Source organism: Sphingobium sp. GW456-12-10-14-TSB1, from assembly GCF_059424385.1.
The window spans coordinates 669,277-690,302 of record NZ_JBWKZI010000001.1; the positions used below are offsets into that span (position 1 = coordinate 669,277).

General features: G+C 61.9%; 1 protein-coding gene (running past one end of the window). It reads left to right on the plus strand.

The window, feature by feature from the left end:
• On the plus strand, positions 1-21,026 hold the 5' portion of the coding sequence (locus AC07X9_RS03340; protein WP_086485479.1) for a putative Ig domain-containing protein. It continues 16,075 nt past the right edge of the window; the window shows 21,026 of its 37,101 coding nt (coding positions 1-21,026); its start codon is at positions 1-3; its stop codon lies beyond the right edge, outside the window.

Consider the following 21,026-nt stretch of genomic DNA (forward strand, 5'->3'; position numbering starts at 1 on the left):
ATGCGTCGCCGCACAGCCTTGCGAAACTCCTCCAGTCTGGCGAACCGGCTCCATTTCGAAGCGGTGGAACCGCGCCTGCTGCTGGCGGCGGACGTGCCTCCGGTCATGGGCACGATCGAGGTGCCGGGCGAAACCGACCGCTTCGCGTTCACGCTGACCGAACCCAAGAAGGTCGTGTTCGATTCGCTCACCGCCACCAACAACATGTTCTGGGCGTTGGCCGACCAGAAGGGCAGCATCGTTTCGAACCGCAATCTGGCCCAGTCGGATTCCTATGATTTTTCGGGCGGCAACGTTCTGGACCTGCAAGCGGGCGAATATACGCTCAGCATCGATGGGCGAGGCGACGCGACGGGCAATTACGCCTTCCGCCTGCTTGATATCGCCAATGCCGATGCGTTCACGCCCGGTGATGTCGTCAACGGACAGCATAAGGCGAACGAAACCGCGCTCTACAAGTTCGACGCCCTGGCAGGGGACAGTTTCTTCTTCGATGCGCACAGCTATCCCGCCGAATCCACGGCATGGCGGCTCATCGGCCCCGATGGCGAATATGTTACGGGGCCAAATTCCTTCGATGATTCCGGCGCCTATCTGCTGAACCGCAGCGGCACCTACATGATGGAGATTGAAGGTCGGGTCTATAATTCTGCCACCAACGACATCAGCTACGCCTTCACCTTCGGCAAGATCACGCAGACCAGCGTCGCGCTGACGATCAATGAACGGACGCAGGGCCGCCTGGCTACCGCAGGCAGCAGCACGGTGTTCGATTTCGATCTCGCCAGTGACAGTAAGTTGCTGTTCGACAATCTGATACGCCGCGACAGCCTCAAATGGTCGCTCACCGGGCCGCGCGGTCAGGTGGTCAACAACCGCAGCATGAACAGTTCGGATTCCTTCAATGGCGATCCGCTGCTCAATCTTGTCGCGGGGCATTATGAGTTGACGGTATTCGCCGATGGCGATGCGACCGGGGATTTTGCCTTCCGCCTGCTCGATTTTTCGACAACTGCCACGGCGATCAGCGCGGGGGATGAGTTTGGCGCGACGATCGAGGATGGCGGCGCGCTGGCCAATATCGCCCACGCGGCTGGCGCGCCGCTCGACTATTCGGGGCAGGGCGGAACAGTCAACCGCAGCTGGGACGTCGCGACGCTTGGGGAGCTTGAAGTCGCCAACGACGCGGCGCTCAACCCGGCTGCGATCACGGTCGAGGCATGGGTCAACGCACGCAGCGGCGGCGGCTTCTATCAGGGTATCGTCAGCAAGGTGAACGATACCGGATGGAGCAATGGCTATGGGCTGATGCGCGTTGGCGGCAATGTCCGCTTCTTCGTCAACAATTGGAACGACGGCTTTGTCGAGGCATCGCTTTCGACCGATCAATGGAAGCATGTCGCCGGCGTCTATGACGGCACGAAATTGCAACTATATATTGATGGCGCGCTGGTTGCCGAGAAGGCCTATGACGCAGCCATCAACCACAGCGGCAATGCGCTCAACTTCGGTGCGGCGCCGACCGGCAACTATCAGTTCGACGGGCAGATCGACGATATACGCCTGTGGGGCATGGCGCGCAGCGCGGCCGACATCGCCAGCGGTTACCAACGCCCGCTAACGGGCAGCGAAAGCGGCCTAGCGGGCTATTGGCGTTTTGACGAGGCGACGGGGCAAACCGCTGCCGACCTTGCGCCGGGCGCTCTGGTCGCCAGTGGCGTCCTGCGCCGGGGGACCGAAACAAAGCTGTTTCGGTTCGATGGCGTGAAGGATGACCATTATTTCCTCAACCTGCTGAGCGCGAGCAACAATCAATATATACGGATATACCGGCCCAATGGAGCATTGCTGCTCAGCGGTTCGGGACTGGGCGACATCGACCTTGGCGTACTGCCCGAAACGGGCGAATATCTGATCGCGATCGAAGGCTATCTCTTCAATCAGGGCAGCGCCGCCTTTACCGCCGAACTGCTCAAGGTGTCGGACGACACGAGCGCTCTGACGCTGAACGCGCTGACCAGCGGACGGATCGATGCAGGCGAAGCCGACCGCTTCACGTTTACGCTGAGCGAAGCGACGAAGCTGGCCTTTGACTCGCTGACGGCGAACTCTGCATTGAGCTGGTCGCTGACCGGGCCGTTTGGCGCGGAGATCACCAATCGCAATTTCTATTATGCCGATTCCGCCGAAATCGACACCAACAGCAATTTGCTGCTCAACCTGGCGCCGGGCACCTATACGCTTACCGTCGACGGTGCAGGCGATGTTGCAGCCGATTATCAGTTCCGGCTGCTGGCCCTTGCCAGCGCAACGCCACTGACCCTTGGCGCAGAGACCAGCGGCAGGCTGGAGCCGGGCAATGAGACCGACATGTTCGCGTTCACCGCGCAAGAGGGCGACGCGATCACGATCGAACGGATATCCAGTACGAACCTCAATGCATACTGGCGGCTATATGATCCGCTCGGCCGTCTCGTCACATCCGCGCGCCAGTTCAATGATTCGGTTCCGCTTAGCCTTGACTATGATGGCACCTATGTCCTGATGCTCGAAGGACGGGTGTGGGAAGGCGCGCCGGTCGACTATGTGCTCAAGGTCAGCAGCACCGGCAACACGCCGCCGCCGGACAGGGGAACGGGCACCGTCTTCACCCTTGGCGCGGCGGTCAGCGACACGCTGAGCGCGGCGGATGAAATCGATCTTCACAGCTTTACCATTGCGGGGCCCACCCGGGTCTATTTCGACAGTCTGACGCCCGACACGGAAAAGAGCTGGGCGCTGTTCGGTCCGTCGGGGCGCATCACGCCGGATCGCGCTTTCTATTACACCGACAGTTTCGAGAATAGCGCCAATACGTTCATCGATCTGACCCAGTCGGGCGACTATCAGATCCGGGTGCAGGGCAGCACGGGGGCCTATGGTTTCCGCCTGCTCGATTTCGCAGGCGCGACGCCTGTGGCGGCAGATGGCAGCGTCACCGCGTCCACGCTCACGCCCGCGCGCGCGACGAACATTTTCAGCTTTACCGCAAGCGCTGGCGAGAAAATCATTCTCGACGTGCGCGACTATCCCAGCAATGCAAGTTGGCGCATCTTTTCGAGCAACGGGCGTCAATTGTTCGGTCCGGCCAGTTTCGACTATCGCGAACTCATTCTGCCGGTTTCGGACACATATTATTTTGTCGTAGAGGGCCGGGTCTGGGATAACCGGGCGTCCGACGACTATGCCTTCATCCTCAATCGCCCGGCTGATCCCGCACCTGTCGATCTGGCATTGAACGACATAGTGGAAGGCACGATCGCCAAGACCGGCGATGTCCAGCGCTATCAGTTCACCGTCGATACGCAGAAGCTGGTGATTTTCGACAGCTACAGCCCATCGGTCTATCTCGAATGGGCGCTCAACGGGCCGAAGACGTCGCTTGGCAACCGTTTCTATTATTCCGACAGCTACGAACAGCAGAACCGCACGCCGATGCTGCTCGAACCGGGCGATTATGAACTGGTGGTCCGGGGATCGCAGCAGGTGGAAACCGGCGGCGGGACGCTGGGCGACTATAAGTTCCGCCTGCTGGACGCGGCCGCCGGAACAATGCTGGCGGTCGATGGATCCACTACGTCCGGCACGCTCGATCCGGGCCGGGAAACAGATGTCTATCGCTTCACTGCGACGGAGGGCGAAAAGGTCTTTTTCGATGGCATCCAGGGGGCGGGCAGTGGATCGCTCAAAATCCTCGATGCCTTTGGCCAGATCGTTTACGGCCCCATCGATTTCCGTGATGCCGCCATCACCACGCCGCGCACCGGCACCTATACATTGCTGGTCGAAGGGCGCCCGTGGGACAATGCCGCGACGATCAATTATCAGTTCGCACTGTCACGGATCGAGGCGGACCCGGCCCCCATTGCGCTCAATTTTGGCGAGCGGACCACTGCGACGATCGCCAAGCCGACGCAAAAGCAGCGTTATACGTTTACGCTGACCGCGCCCAAATCCTTCTATTTCGACAGCTTTACGCCGGATTCCGAGATTTCATGGGCGATTTCGAGCGCTGGCCTCAGCCTGGTCGGCAGCAATTTCTACAATAGTGATTCCTACGAAAATAACGGCGAGCGCATTTTCACGCTTCCCGCTGGTGACTATAATCTGGATGTGTCCGCCAATGCCGGAAAGACGGGCAGCGCTGAATTTCGCCTGATCGACACCGCATCAGCAACGGCGCTGATCTTTGGCCAGCCGGTTCGTTCCGACCTGACGCCGTTGCGCGAAACCGATCTCTACAGTTTTGAGGGGACGGCGGGCGAAACGATCTTCTACCAGAATCTGCAAAACCAGCCCAACGCCTCCTTGCGGATCATCGATCCGGACGGGCTTCAATTCGTCGGCCCGACGAACATGGACAATCGCGAGATCGTGCTGCCCAAGACGGGACGCTATCTGATCCTGCTGGAAGGACGGGTGTGGGACGCCAGCGCCAGCCAGAGCTATGGCTTTACCCTGCAAAAGCCGACCAACCCGACCCAGACAATCGCCATTGACGGTACAACCAACGGAGCACTGACGCGGCCGGGCAAGGTCGGCAACGCCCTTGCCTTGTCAGCCCATGAGCAGATTCAGATCGTCGATCCCGCACTCGACCTGCGGCAGGACGTGACGATCGAATTCTGGATCAATCCCGATCGACAGGCGGATGCATGGTCGCCGATCGTGTACAAGGCCAATGAGGCGGGACAGCGCGACTATTCCGTGTGGTTCAACTCCAGCGGCTTCATTCATTTCTCGACGATGCGGGGTACGGCGAACGACACGCTGGAGACCGCGAGCAACTCGGTTCCCTATGGCGAATGGAGTCATGTCGCCGCGGTGCTGGAGCGCAGCACCGGCACGATGAAAATCTATGTCAACGGCGTGCTGGCCGCGTCCCGATCGGTCAGTACGGCGCTGTCGAACGGTTCGCCCGATACGCCTTTGATCATCAGCGGCACCAGCGAATATAACGAAGCCTACCGCAAGTTCGAGGGCGGGCTGGACGAAGTACGCGTCTGGAGCGGGGGACGCACGGAAGCGCAGATCGTCGACAATATGAATGCTGGCGCGCCCGCCGACAGCGCAGGTCTGGTACTGCGATTGGGGCTGGATAATGTGACCGCGGGCGCTGTGACGAACAGCGTCAACGGTGCGACGATCCCGGTTCTGCGCGACCTTGCCAATGTGAAGGGCGTGGTGGAAGGGCGTCTGGACACGCCGGGCGACAAACGGACCTACACTTTCACCGTTGCCGAACGCACGATGATGGCGTTCGACAGTCTGCACGACAATGACCAGATGGTCGTTTCCGTAACCGGGCCGGGTGGCTTTTCGATATCGAAAAATCTGCGCAACGGCGACAGTTATGAACTGGGCGGGAGCAACCCCGTTTTCACCGTCGAGCCGGGCACCTATACGATCGTGGTCGACGGTACAGGCGCTGCGACCGGCGCTTTTGCCTTCCGCTTGCTCAACCTGTCGGCGGCGCCGCTGATGCCGTTCGATACCGCGATTTCGCAGACGGCGAGCGGCTCTTCGGAAAGCTATGCCTATCGTCTGGACGTCAATCCCGGCGACAATCTGCTGTTCGATGTCCAGCAATTGACCAATTCGAGCAGCCGGGTGTCGTATCGGCTGATCGATCCCTATGGCCGCCAGATTTTCGGCCCCGTCGATTTTTCGTCGCGCGAAACCGGGGCACTGGCGATTGGCGGCGTCTACACGCTGATCGTCGAACCGCGGGTCTGGCGCGAATGGCCGGTAGATTTCCGTTTCGCGGCATATAAGGTCGCGGCCACGCCGCCCATAGCGATCACGCTGGACGGACCCAATCCCCAGGCGCCACAGGTTCAGCCCGGAAAGAGCGGCAATGCGTTGACGCTGCGCGGGGTCGACTATGTCGAAGTGCCGAGCAGCCCGGCAGTGTCGCCCAGCCGCAACCTGACGGTCGAAGGCTGGTTCAAGCTGGATCGCTTCACCAACAGCTGGACATCGCTGGTCGCCAAATCAACCCATGGCACGTCACCCTATCGGATCGCGGTCAACGCCAACGGCTCGGTCTGGGCGGCGGTGCGCGATGCATCCGGGGTGCAATCGATCCAGACCGGGGGCGGCCTGATCGCGGCAGGCGAATGGGCGCATATCGCGCTGGTTGCCGACCGTGACGGCGGCGCGATGAAGATCCTTGTCAACGGTGTGGAGCAGGCGTCCGGAACCATCAGGATCAACAACAATGCTGATGCGGGCGAACCGCTGCTGATCGGTCAGTATGAGGAAGTCGAGACCAGTTACGGTCAGTGGGAAGGTGCGGTCGACAGCTTCCGCATATGGGATATTGCGCGCAGCGAGGCCGATGTCGCCGCTGGCATGACCAATCCGCCCGCGTCGGGCACCAGCGGTCTGCTCTATGCGCTGGATTTCGAAAGCACGGCATTGAGCGACGGCGCGCTGTTGCGCACCACCAACGCGAATGGCGTTTCCGGCCGCATCGCGCAGCCGGGCGAAAGCGACGTCTACAGCTTCAGCCTGACGGCCGAAACACTTGTCATGCTGGACAGCCTGACAAATTCGGCTGACATCAACTGGACGCTGACTGGCCCGCAAGGCGAGATTGTGAGCGCCCGGCGCTTGAGCGACACCGATTCCGCCGATTTCAGCGCCTCGCCCGTCCTGAGGCTGGGCGCGGGCGATTATACGCTGAAGATCGACGCGACCGGCAGCGTGACAGGCCATTATAATTTCCGCCTGCGCGATCTCTCGCTCGGCACGCCGCTTACGCTCGGTTCGCCGGTTTCGGGAACGCTCACGCCGACGAGCGAGACGGACATCTATCGCTTCGCTGCGAATGCGGGTGAAAAATTCTTCTTCGACGGCGGCACGGTGCATAACGACATGCGCTGGCGGCTGATCGATCCGTTCGGCAACGAAGTGTTCGGCCCGAATTCGATCGGCAATATCGACGGGCAGGAGCTTGGCATTAGCGGCGTCTATTCGCTGCTTATCGAGGGGCGCGTCTATACCGCGACGGTCGCCGACTATCAATTTGGCGTCTATCCCATCACCACGCAGACGGCGGCGCTGACCATCGGATCGCGTGTGGACGGGGCGATCGGCGCGGTGGGGGAAAGCGACGCCTACAGCTTCACGCTGAGCGAAGCGACGAAGCTGGTGTTCGACGCGCTGACGACCGCGACCATATTCAACTGGACGTTGCGCGGTCCCGATGGCGTTGAAGTCGACAGTCGCAACGTGCATGATTCCGACGGGTTTGATTTTGGCGGCAATCCTGTCCTCAACCTTGGCGCGGGCAGCTATACGCTGACGATCGACGCGACGGCCGAAAATACGGGCGACTACAGTTTCCGCCTGCTCGACCTTGCATCCGCCGAGGAACTGGCGCCCGACGGGACATTCAATCGCACGATCGGTCAGAATGGGCGGGAAACGGACATGTTCCGCTTTACCGCGACGCCCGGCATGCGCTTCGGCTTCGACGTGATCAGCAATTCCTCCGGCAATAATAGCTGGCGTCTGATCGACCCGATGGGGCAGGTGATTTTCGGCCCCGTGGGGCTGAACGATACGGACCTGATGACGGCGGCGATGGCCGGCACCTACACCTTGCTGGTGGAAGGTCGGCGTTCCGCCACGACGGACGGCAGCTACAGCTTCATCTACAATCAGCCGACCATCCTGCCTGCTGGTGGCCAGACCAGCCAGGATTTCGACGTTGCGGGCCTGCCCTATGTCTTGGGCAATCATCGTGGAGCGGCCGCGCAGATATTGTCCGACGGCGGGGACAACGTCATCAGACTGACAGACTCGCTGCAAGTGAACAGCCAGAATTCGATTGCCTTTTCCGCCACGGGCAGCGGGCGGCAGGACGCTGTCGACATCGGGTTTGATTTCCGCCTGACCCGCCGCGCTGGCCAGGCGAGCGATGCCGACGGCTTTGGCCTGCTCTATCTGCCGGTCAGCCAATATGGCAATGGCGGGCCGGGGCTGCTGGTGACGCCGGAGGCCAATCTGGCTGGTGCGCTGGGCATTGGTTTCGACACGCTGAGCAATGGCGAAGTCAATGCCAATCATATTTCCATCCATTATAACGGCGTCAAGCTGACCGACATCGCCGATCCCGGCCTGACGCTGGCCAGCGGCGATTGGGCGCGGGCGCGTATCCTTGTGGAACGCACCGATGGCGGGTCGCTGCTGACGATCGAACTGACGCCGCAGGGCGGGGCAACCGTCGCTGCCGTCACCGATTTCTTCGTACCCGGCATGGAGTTGGAGGCGGGACGTCTGGTGCTGGGCGCCAGCCAGGGCAATGCGACGGCCGATCAGGATTTCGACAATTTCGCTATCGCCATGACCCCCGCGGCGCAGCCGATGACGCCCCTTGCGCTCAACGACGCGGTCAGTGGCTCGATTGCCTTGGCTGGCGCTGTGGAGCGCTACGAATTTACCCTGACGGAAGAAACCGCCGTCATTTTCGATGCGCTGACCAACAACAGCGCGCTGCGCTGGCAGATTAGCGGCCCGACACAGACTCCGGCCGTGCGTAGTTTCAACAGCACCGATTCCGCCGAATTTTCGGGCAATCCGGTCATGACGCTTGCGCCGGGCACCTATAGCGTCGCTATTTCAGCGACCGGAGCCAATACCGGCAGCTATTCATTCCGCCTTGCGTCGCTGGCAGATGGCACGGCGATCAATCTTAACGAAACGCAGGATATTACCCTCACACCCGGCAATCTGACCGCGATATACCGGTTCGACGCCACCGCCGGGCAAGCTCTGTTCCTCGACCTGATCAGCGGGTCGAACGATCCCTTCTGGCGGCTGATCGACCCGGCCGGCAATCTGGTGTTCAACACGCGGCGTCTCGGCGATCTTGAGGAGCCTGTGTTGCCGCTCGACGGCACCTATACGCTGCTGATCGAAGGGCGCGTCGGCACCTCAGCGCCCCAGACGCTCAGTTTCCGCGTAGTTGACATGGTCGACAGCACCGCGCCGCTGACGATCGGCGAGACCATAAACGGCACCATCGCGGCACCAGGGGCCAAGGCGCGCTACAGCTTCAGCGTCAGCGAACCGCAATATCTGATATTCGACAGCCTGATCAACACGACCCAGTTCGGATGGACGCTGGTGGGTCCGTCCGGCACGATCCTGTCGCGCAATTTCCAGAATTCTGATGCCCATTCCAGCGCATCCACAGGCGTCATGTTCTTCGAGCCGGGCGATTATACGATCACGGTCGATGCCAATGATGACCTGACCGGCGATTTTGCTTTCCGCCTGCTCGATACCGCGCTGGCGAGCGATCTGGTGCTGAACGCGCCGACCACGGGCCGACTGGAGCCGGGCAACAGCAGCAATCTCTATAAGTTCACCGGCGCCGTCGGGGACGAGATATTCCTTGATTTCATCGCCAGCGCCGGATCGGGCCAGTGGCGGCTGTTCGACCCCGATGGCCGGGTGGCGATGAGTGCCAATTACCGCACGGATACCGGCTTCATCACGCTTGAAAAGTCAGGAATCTATACGCTGGCCTATGAAGGCCAGATCGGTGAAGGCGGCCCGGTCGACTATCAGTTCCAGGTCGACAAGGTGGTGCATAAGAGCCGCACGATCGATCTGGGCGAGACGATCAGTTCGACGCTCGATCAACCTGGTCAAAAGGAAGACCTGCTTTTCACCCTGACCGAGGAAACGCTGGTCTATGTCGACGCGCTGGCGCCGCTTGGCGATGTCAGCTGGCGGCTGACCGGCCCGGCTGGTGATTTTGCCGCGCTGCCCTTCACCCAGACGGACAGTTACGACCGATCCAATGCGCAGGTGGTTTATCGTCTGCCAGCGGGCGATCATGTCCTGCGGATCGAAAGCAACACGACGGCGGACCGGGACTATTCCATCCGGTTGCAAAAGCTTGCCGATGCGCTGCCTATCACGCCCGGCGTTCCGGTGAATGGGACACTCAGCCCCGGCTCCGAAACCGATATGTACCGCTTCGATGGTGAAGCGGGCGACCGTTTCTACTTCGACAGGCTCAGCTATGCCGGCGTGTCCACCCATTGGCGGCTGATCGCGCCTAACGGTCGGCAGCTATTTGCCGGCGACATGAACGATGTTGATACGCTGGTTCTTCCCGACAGCGGCACCTACACGCTGCTGATCGAAGGCTATGTGCAACAGGCGGCATCGGTCGGGACATATAGTTTCAACGTGATCGAAAATACCTTGATCGCGCCTATCCGCATTTCCTCGCTGGAAGTGCGTCCATCGCCCGACCTGATCCCGATCGCCCTGGCGGTCAGCAGCAGCGGCACGATCAGTTCTGGCAGCGAGATCACCATCAGCTGGAAAACCCGTAATCAGGGCACGCTTCCGACCGATGGAGCGTGGCAGGACCGGGTGCTGCTGCGCAATCTGGATACCAACGAGATTATCGGCAACATCCTGCTGGATGACAGCGGCACGGTGATCAGTCCGGAAGGGGAACGGCAGCGGCAGACCACGCTGACATTGCCGACGGGCAATCGCGGCGTTGGCCGGATTGGCGTGACGGTGACGAACGACGTCGCCAACACGATCAATGAAGAAAATATCCCTGGCACGGCGGAAACCAACAACGCCGCGACGCTGGAGTTCACGTCGCAGCTGGCCCCGTTCCGCGACCTCGTCGTTTCCGACGTCTCTGCTGACCCGGCTGGCGGCTGGAACCCCGGCGATACCGTGACGGTCAACTGGACCACGACCAACGCAGGCAATAGCGCGACGACGGCGGACTTTAGCGAACGGCTGTTCGTGCGCAACGTCATGACCGGCCAGCAGGTCCAGGTCGCGACCGTGGCCTTCACAGGGGCGCTGGGCGCGGACGAGGCTGCGCAACGCTCGACGCAGATCATCTGGCCCAACGGCATATTGGGTCAGGGCATTTTCGAATTTTCGGTGGTCACCGATATTTTCGATCAGGTGGCCGAAGCGAACACCGCGGCGACGGGCGAGACCAACAATAGCACAGCGGTAACGATCACCTCCGCGCCCGACCTTCAGATCCGCAATCTGGCGATCACCAACAGCGCGCCCGCATCGGGCGATGTCATCACGCTGACTTGGGATGAAAGCAATCAGGGCAATGTCGGCACCCTCGCAGGGTTCGACAATCGCCTGCTGGTGCAGAATCTGACCACTGGCGAAACGCTGCTCAACAGCACGATCGTGACGACCAGCGCTCTGGCGGCTGGGGAAAGCCGCGCGCGTACGGCCAGTTTCACGTTGCCGGAAGGACAACGCGCAGTCGGCGACATCCGCGTCACCATCATTGCCGATAGTAACGCAAATGGGCAGACCAGCGTGCGCGAGGCCGCCGCCGGGGTCGCTGCCGAGGGGAATAACAGCGCGCAGGCCGCGATCGCCGTCACCGCACGGCAATATGCGGATTTGCGCGTCAGCAATGTCAGTGCGCCCGCCAATGGGCTGGGCGGGGGCAACATCACGGTCAGCTGGACCGTGACGAACGCTGGCGTGGCCATAGCGGACGGCGTCGACTGGTCGGACCGGGTGATATTGAGCAGCGACGCCGTCATCGGCAACGCCGACGATGTCATACTCGGCAATATCGCCAGGACCGGCGGGCTGGTTGCGGGTGGCAGCTATAATGGTTCGGGCACGCTGGCCCTGCCCAACATCAACTCCGGCGACTATCGCATCTATGTCGTGGCCGATGCCGCGCAGGACATCGTCGAACCCGATACGCGGGCCGACAATGTCGGTGGCCCCGCAAATGTCGCCATTACCAGCCGCGCGCCCAATCTGGTGGCAGAGGCGATATCCGGTCCGACGGCCACCGTCCTCGGCGGCGATCCCTTCACGGTGTCATGGCGCGTGCGCAACACTGGCGACGCTGCCGCTGCGGGCGGGCATGTCGACCGGCTGCTATTGTCGGCTGATGGTGTCGCCGATGCGGGCGACCTGCTGCTGGCCGAAGTGCCTCGCGAGGCGGGGCTGGCGATCGGCGACAGCTATACGGTGTCCGTACAGGCGCGCGTGCAGGACGGGCGCAGCGGCGATTACCGCCTGATACTGGTCACCGACGCCGGAAGCACGGTGTTTGAAAACGGGCTTGAAGGCGACAATGCGGGCGTCTCTACGCCTGTCCGCTTCGCTGTCGCGCCCTCAGGCAATCTGGTCGTCGAAAGCGTCACCGCACCTGCCGGCGCGCGGCCGGGTGAAACGGTAGAGGTCAGCTATATCGTCCGCAACAGCGGCACGGTGGCCGCGAATGCGCCCTGGACCGACCGCATCTATGTGGATGACGACACGACTGTTTCGGGCGCGACGACCCTTGCCAACATCGCGCGCACATTCGATCTTGCGCCCGGTGAAGCCTATGAGGTGCATCAGACGGTCACACTGCCGGTAAACCTGGCCGATGGTTCCTATAGCATCCTTGTCCGCGCCGATGTCGGCCAGCAAGTGTTTGAAGGCGGCATAGAAGCGGACAATGACGGCGCTTCGGACGCGCTGGTCCTGACCCATCCCGATCTGGTGCCGCTCAACGTCACGCTGCCCGGCGGCGTCAATCCGCAATCGAACAGCGACATTGCGGTGACATGGCAGGTGCGCAACGATGGCACCGGGGCCAGCATCGGCGGCTGGACCGACAGCCTCTGGCTTTCGCGCGACGGCACGGTCGGCGCCGGGGACATCAAGCTGGGCGAAGTCGTGCGCGGATCTAGCCTTGGCGTTGGCGAGGTTTATGACGGCGCGCTCACCGTTCGGCTGCCCATCGACGCATCGGGCGATTATCGCATCATCGTGCAAAGCGACAGCGCCGCCGCCGTGCCGGAAACCAGCGCAGGTGAAGCCAATAACAGCGCCTCTGTCGCGCTCACCGTCGCGCTCGCTCCCTATGCCGACCTGGACGTCAGCAACGTCACCGCGCCAGCCCGCACGATCAATGATCCCGCGCGCGTCAGCATCGGCTGGACCGTCACCAATATCGGCACGGGGCTGGGAACGGTCGATAGCTGGACCGATCGCGTCTATGTGTCGCGCGATGACATATTCGGCGATGCTGATGACATATTGCTGGGCGAACTGGTGCATTCGGGCAGCGTGGCGGTGGGCGAAAGCTATGACGCCAATCTCGACCTGATCCTGCCTGCCGGATTCTATGGGCGCTATACGCTGTTCGTCCGTTCGGACGCGACGGATGCGGTGTTCGAAAATGGCGCGGACGCGAACAGGACCGCGCTGGCTGGCTTTTTCGACGTGTCGCCGATCGTCTGGGCCGATTTGCAGATTGATAGCGTCGTTGCGCCCACAGTGGCGCAATCGGGCACATCCATCGATGTGACATGGCAAGAAAGCAATCAGGGCATCGGCCTCACCAACACGGGCGAATGGTTCGACAGCGTCTATCTGGAAAGGACCGACGGCACTGGCCGGGTACTGCTTGGCTCGGTCAACCATCTCGGTTTCCTGGGGGTAGGGGACAGCTACGAACGCACGGCCAACTTCACGCTGCCCGACGGGATAGCGGGAGAGTATCGCATCGTCGTGATCGCGCCGGGTTCCGACAATCCCAATGCCACGCCCTATGAATTTGCCTTTACCGGCAACAATAGCGGCACGTCCGCCCCGATCAGCATCTCGCTGGCGCCGCCACCCGATCTTCGCGTCACGGCCATCTCTGCGCCGACAAACGGCGTCGAGGGCGGCGTCGTCGACATTAGCTGGACGGTCAAGAATGAAGGGCTGAGCGCGGCTGAAGGCAGTTGGGTGGACAGGGTCTATCTGCGCAAGGCGGGCGACAGCGGCGCTGGCACGCTGATCGGCACCTACAGCTATACCGGCCCGCTGGCGGCCGGCACCAGCTATACGCGGCGCGAGGAAATGCGCCTGCCCGCCAAGACCAGCGACCGGTTCGAGGTGATCGTCGTCACCGACGCCGCAGACGCGGTATATGAACATACGGCGGAAACGAACAACCGCTCGGTCGATGACGAATCCATCCTGGTATCGGTGCTGCCGCGCCCCGATTTGCAGATCAGCGAGATCATCGCGCCTGACCGGGTGACGGCAGGGGCGACCGCGTCGGTCGATTTCACCGTCATCAACCAGGGGCTGGTGGAAGCCAATGGCAACTGGACCGATCAGGTCTGGCTGTCGCTGGACGACAAGATCAGCGGCGACGACATTCTGGTGTCGCGCCTTGCCAACCCGATCGCGCTCGGTTCGCTGGAAAGCTATGAATCGAGTTCCGCCACCTTCACCGTGCCATTGCGGTTCCGGGGCAATGTGTTCGTGCTGGTGGCGACCGATAGCGGCAACGCCATCGACGAATGGCCGAACGACACGACTGCCAGCAATGTGCGCGCGCAGCAGATTTATGTCGAACCCGTGCCCTTTGCCGATCTGGTCGTCGACAATGTTGTCACCAATGCCCAGGCGTTCGAGGGCAACAGCGTGCCGGTGCGCTATACCGTGACCAATCGTGGCGCGGGCACCAGCAACCTGGGCCAATGGACCGAGCAGGTCTGGTTGACGAAGGACAAGAACCGGCCGCACCCCGGCCTTGGCGATATATTGCTGACCAGCCTTACCTACACCGGCGGCCCGTTGGAAGTCGGACAGGGCTATGACCGCGAACTGACCGTGACCCTGCCGGCAAGCGTGGTTTCGGGCACCTATTATATCATGCCCTGGGTCGATCCCTACGCGACGCTGCTGGAGGACTCCCTGGCCATCAACGTCAATCCCGACGATCCGGCCGAAATTCAGAGCAGCAACTATCGCGCCCGCGCGATCCAGATCGTTGGTACCCCGCCCGTGTCCAGCACGCGCGCCATTGCGGTGACGGACGTGACCGCCCCGGCGGAGGCCAAGGGCGGCGACGATTTCACCGTCAGTTGGACAGTGCGGTCGACCGGGGACGCCAGGGCGACTGGCTGGACCGATCAGGTCTATCTGGCCGACGCGCCGTTGCTGGAGAATGCACGCAACATATTCAATCTGGGCAGTTTCGACAATCTGTCGCCCCTCGATCCGGGTGCGAGCTATACCAACAGTGCGACGTTCAAGCTCAATCCTGCCGCGGCCGGGCTCTATGTCATCGTCAAATCGCAGCTGGGCGGCGATCCCAACACGCTCGACAACGCAAAATTCGCCAGCACCAGCGTGACGAACGCACCGGCCGACCTGCAGGTTGTCAGCGTGGTGCCTGCCGCGCCGGGTGTCGTCGCTTATTCCGGCGAGCGGACAAGCGTTACCTATACCGTGGAGAATAAGGGCGCGCCGGTCTGGTCGGGCACGCAATATTGGACTGATCAGGTGTGGGTGTCGAAGGACCCGACATTCATCGAAAACCGCGCAACCTATGTCGGATCGGTCACGCAGGCCAATGAAGGGCTGGGCACGGGGCAGAGCTACACCAACACGCTGGACTTCGACATGCCGCCGGGGGTGGATGGCGAATATTATGTCTATGTGTTCACCAATACGCCATCGCGCCCTAGGGTGCCGAGCGACATCGTCCGGTCGGGCGTCAATGATTCACTAAGGGACGATGTTTTCCGGAAGTTCGTGTTCGAGCTGCCTGCCGGCACGGTTGCCCAAGCGGAATTCCCTGTCGTCTATCGCGAAGCGGACCTCAAGGTTACCGAACTGACGCTGCCGGACACGCTGCCTGCGGGTGGCACGGTCGAAATCAGCTTCCGCGTCGAAAATGTCGGCACCCGCGCGACGCGAGAGGATAGCTGGGTCGACCGGGTCTATCTGTCGCTCGACGCCTCGCTGGATGAAGGCGACTGGCTGATGTCGCGGGAAGCGTCGCCGGGCGTCATCGTCCGCGCCGAAAACGCGCATGTCGGCATACTCAATCCCGGCGAATCCTATATTGCGAAAGTCACCGTCAGCCTGCCTTTCGAGCTGGAGGGCGAATTTAATGTCATTGCGGCTGCGGATTCGGGCCTGGAGCAGTCCGGCTACGCCAAAAGCACGCTGTCGCCGCGTTTGTCCGGCGTGCGCGGGCAGGTCAACGGCAAGGTCAAGGAATATGCAGGGGAGGGCAACAACCTCACCGTGCAGCCGGTTACGCTCACGCCCTACACCCCGCCAGACCTTCAGGTTGCCTCGCTCGGCGTGCCCCTGCGCGCGACCCGTGGACAGCCGTTCCGCGTGGAATATAGCGTCACCAATGCGGGCGGCGCGACACCGGCCCTGCAACCGCAATGGGACGACCTTGTCTATCTTTCCCGCGATCCGTTTCTTGACCTGACATCGGATCGTTTCCTGGGCTCGATCCGCCACACAGGGGGGCTGGACGCTGGCGGCACCTATTCCGTCGTCAAGGATTTCGTTGTGCCGGGCGACCTGGGCACCGAAGCCTATTATGTTTTCGTGGTGACCGATCCGGCGCGCTATGACGCCACGGGCAGCCTGTTTGAAGCCGACGAGCGCAACAATATCCGCGGCAGCGACGTGCCGATGGTTATCGAGTTGCCACCGCCCACCGACATACAAGTCACCGATATTGTCGCGCCCGACAATAAGCAGGCGGGCGATCCCGTCACGATCAGCTGGACGGTGACGAACAAGAGCACAGTGACCGCGTCGGGCAGCTGGAGCGATGCGGTCTATCTCTCGCGCGATGCGACCTGGGACGTAGGCGACAAGTTTTTGGGACGCGCCAATTTCGCAGGCTCCCTGCTGGCGGACCAGAGCTATACGCTGAGCCTGGATACGACGCTGCCCGGTGCGGCGGCGGGCGACTATCGCATCATCGTGCGGGCCGACGCGCGCAATCAGTTGTTCGAGGATGTGGGCGAGGCGAACAACATCACCGCTGCCCCCAACGCCACCAGCATCTCGATTGAGACGCTGACGCTCGGAATCCCCTTGTCGGTCAATCTCAAGCCGGGGCAGGAGCGGCTCTACCGTATCGTCGTGCCGGCAGAACAGACGTTGCGGTTGCGCGTAGCCTCCGATGACGAGCGGGCGATCAACGAAGTGTTCGTGCGGCATGACGATGTACCGACATCGGCGCTGTTCGATGCGACCTATACCGGACCACTGGCGCAGGAACTGACCGCGATCGTCCCGGATACGGAGCCGGGCGTCTATTATGTGATGGTGCGGGGCTATAGCGGCCCGGACGACGGTAGCACGGTGCGGCTGATCGCCGATCTGATGCCGATGGTGATCACCAGCATAGAGACCGATACCGGCGGCGACAGCCGCTATGTGACGACCACGATCAAGGGCGCGCGCTTCCACGAGAATGCGATCCTCAAACTGTCTCGGCCGGGCATTGCCGAATTCGAGCCGGTGACCTGGAAGGTGATCGACAGCAGCACGATCATCGCGACCTTCGATTTTACGGGCGCGGCGCACGGCCTTTACGATCTGAAGGTCACCAATCCCGATGGGGCGCAGACGGTCGAACCCTATCGTTTCCTCATCGAACGGGGCATCGAGCCGGAAGTCACGATCGGCGTGGGTGGGCCGCGTGTCATATTGGCGGGTGATCAGGCGACCTATTCCATCGCGCTCAAGAATATCTCGAACCTCGACGCGCCCTATACCTATTTCCAGGTCGGCGTGCCGGAACTCAATTACAACCAATATGTCTATGGCCTCAAATTCCTCGAATTCTTCACCAATGTGCGGGGTATTCCGGAGGGCGCGGAGGGCAGCGATAACGCCAGTGTGCCCTTCATCAACCTGGAATCGATCACCAATACCAACGGGCAATTGCTGACATCGGGCTTCCTTTTCGATCAGCCCGCTGACGGCTTTGGCGGCTTCACCGTCAACGTCCGCACCTATCCTGGCCTCAAGGAAATGGCGGATCGTGCCTTCAGCGCGTTTCAGGACAGGATGAACAACCAGTTCCCCGACCTCGCGCCGCTCCTCGATGGAGGAGAGGGCGGACTGGGCGAATGGTGGGAAGCGGTGAAGGACAAGGTGAGCGAGATCATGCCTGCCGCGCGCAGCACGCTCGACCAGCTCGATTTTGTCGGCCTTTACCAGCAGAATAGCGCCGTGCCGAGCAAGGACGAGATCCCGTTCATCCCGTTCCGCTTCCATATCGTCGCTGCCGCCACGACCATGACGCGGGCCGAATTTGTCGAATTCCAGTCGAAGCAGGCGCGCGATTTGCGCACCGCCATCCTGGAGGCGAATGACGCCCCCGCGCCATTGCTGGCGCTTGCCGCCGATGAAGGGCAGTGGACGGAACTGTATCTCGCCGCGCTCGAACAGGCCGGGCTGTTGCGCGACGAGCAGGACGTGCCGCCGATCCGGACGAAACAGCATATCGTCAGTCTGATGACCACGTTGGCATCGGGCATCTTGTTCGGCCCCGGCGGTTCGTCGGTACGCTCTACTGGCGATCTGCTCACCTTCTTCGATCAGGTCCGCGCCTATTACGGGCATGAAGACGGGCTGATGGCCGCCATCGAATATATGGACCCGCGCCATAGCGACAAATATGATGGCGAGGTGCCGGTGCCGGCGCTGCCGGAACGGGCCGACTATGATCTGGGCCTGTCCACGCCCACGCATTTCGAAGCGTTCCGAATTTTCGTACCATGGGTGCCATTCGACCAGCGCGGTGCCGGGCTGCCCGCCGATTTTCAGATCAACGGGCCAGAGCCGGTCGACGGCCAGGAATTTGCCCAGCTGGATTTCTCGCGCTTTTTCGCCAGCGAAGGGCAGGTGAACCGGCTGGCGTCGATCACCGGGCCGCAGACGCTCGACACGCAGGGCTGGCTGCCGGGAGCGGCGGAGCTGCCCTATACCGTCAGCTTCGAAAATGCGGCTGGTTCAGCGCGCTATACCAATGAAGTGCAGATCGTCACCACGCTCGATCCCGATCTTGATCCGCGCAGCTTCCGGCTCGGCGATATCAAGATTGGCGACATCACCATCGACGTGCCTGATGGCCGCACCAGCTTCGACGCGGAGATTGATTTCACTGCCACGCGCGGTTTCATCCTGCGGGTCAGTGCGGTGCTGGACCTGTTCCAGCAACCGGCAAGCGCGAGCTGGCTCATCCAGGCGATCGATCCGCTGACCGGCGAAGTGTTGCAGGACGCGACCCGCGGTTTGCTGGCACCCAATGATGCCAGCGGGACGGGCGCGGGCTTTGTCAGTTACACGGTGGTGCCGGGCGACGATGTGGCGACCGGCGAGCGCATTTCCGCCTCCGCACGGGTGCTGATGGACGGCTTTGCGCCAGAAGACACCATCGTCCTCAGCCAGATGGTCGATGCCGTCGCGCCGACCAGCACGCTCACCGCCAAACGCGTGGGCACGACAGCCAATTTCGAGGTAAACTGGCGCGTTCTGGACGATGTCGGCGGTTCCGGCGTCAAGCATGTGACGCTTTACACCGCTGAAAATGGCGGCGATTTCAAGATCTGGCAACGGATGTTGCCCGACGCGATCGGTATGCTGGTCTTTGAAGGGGAGGCTGGCAAAAGTTATGAATTCCTGGCGCTGGCGACTGACATTGCGGGCAATCGCGAAGTGCCCAAGCCCGGCGTCAACGCTATTTCCGACGGGTCCAGCGTCAATCTGGGCGGCGTGCCCACCGTGCCCGACACGACGGCGCCCAATTTCGGGCAGCCGCCAGCACCCACGCCGGAACCTTCGACCAACGCGCTATTCACGCAGGCCGAAGCGCTGGTTCCTGCTGCGGCTCCGCTGAGCGCGCCGAGCGAATTTGATTCCGTCCTAAGCCCCTTTGTCGCCCGCGCTTTCGCCACCGGCATCACGCGCAGCACGACCGAAATTGGCCCGATGGCGATCGTGGAGACGCCGGACGGTGACTTCCTTGTTTCCGGCGGGACCAATCGCGGCACGATCTGGAAGTTCAGCGGGCAGGGCGGCGCGGCGGCGACGCCGTTTGCGGAGCTGGACACGCCCATTTTCAACATGGCGTTCGATGCCGAGGGCGGCCTGTGGGCGACCACGGGCGGCGGGCCTCTGCTGCGGCTCGATCCGCAGACCGGGGCCATTCTGGACCGGTTCGGCGATGGCATCACCATCGCGCTGGCGGTGCATCCCACGACCGGCAAAATCTACGTGTCGACCAACAGCGGCGTGTCGATCTTCGATCCCGACGATGGCAGCTTCACACAGTGGAGCAGGGATGAAAATCTGCGCGTCGGCAGTCTGGCCTTCGACGATGACGGTGCATTGTGGGCGGTGACCTGGCCCGACCGCAAGCAGGTGGTGCGTTTCACCGATCGCGCGCGGGCGGAAACAATGCTCACCTTCGATGCGCCCGCAGATTCGCTGGCGTTCGGCAAGGCCGGGACGCGGCTCGAAGGATTGCTGTTCGTCACGCACACCGCCGGAACGGTGGACGATGCAGGGCTGGCCGAACCGGGCGGCGCGCTGACCATGGTGGACAGCGCGACCCTGCGTCGGATCGACGTGGCCAAGGGCGGTTCGCGCGGCGACGTCGTCATCACCACGAGCGATGGCCGTGTGCTGGTGAGCCAGAGCAACCAGGTCGACATCGTGGCGCCCGCGACCGCGCCCGTTGTCATCGCCACGAATCCGTCTCCCGATGCGCAGATTGCGCTGCCCCAGGCTTTCCTGTCGGTCACCTTCGATCAGGATATGTTCGCCGGTTCGGCCAGTCAGGCCGGATCAGTGACCAATGCGGAATATTACACGCTCAACCACGCCACTCTGGGCGTTCAGCAGATCCGCGCCGTCACTTATGATGCGGCCAGCCGGACCGCGTATCTGAACGTCGGCAACATCCCGGCGGGCGATTATATACTGACCATCGGCGCACCGCTGACATCGGCCAATGGCCAGCGCATGGGCGTCAATTATCAGACCGGATTTTCCGCGTTCGAGGATATTTCCACGCTTGTCGACATCCTGTTCGAGGATACGAGGCTGGACCGTGCGACGGGCACCATTTCCTACAAGGTCACGATCACCAACAAGACTGACGGACCGATCACCCTGCC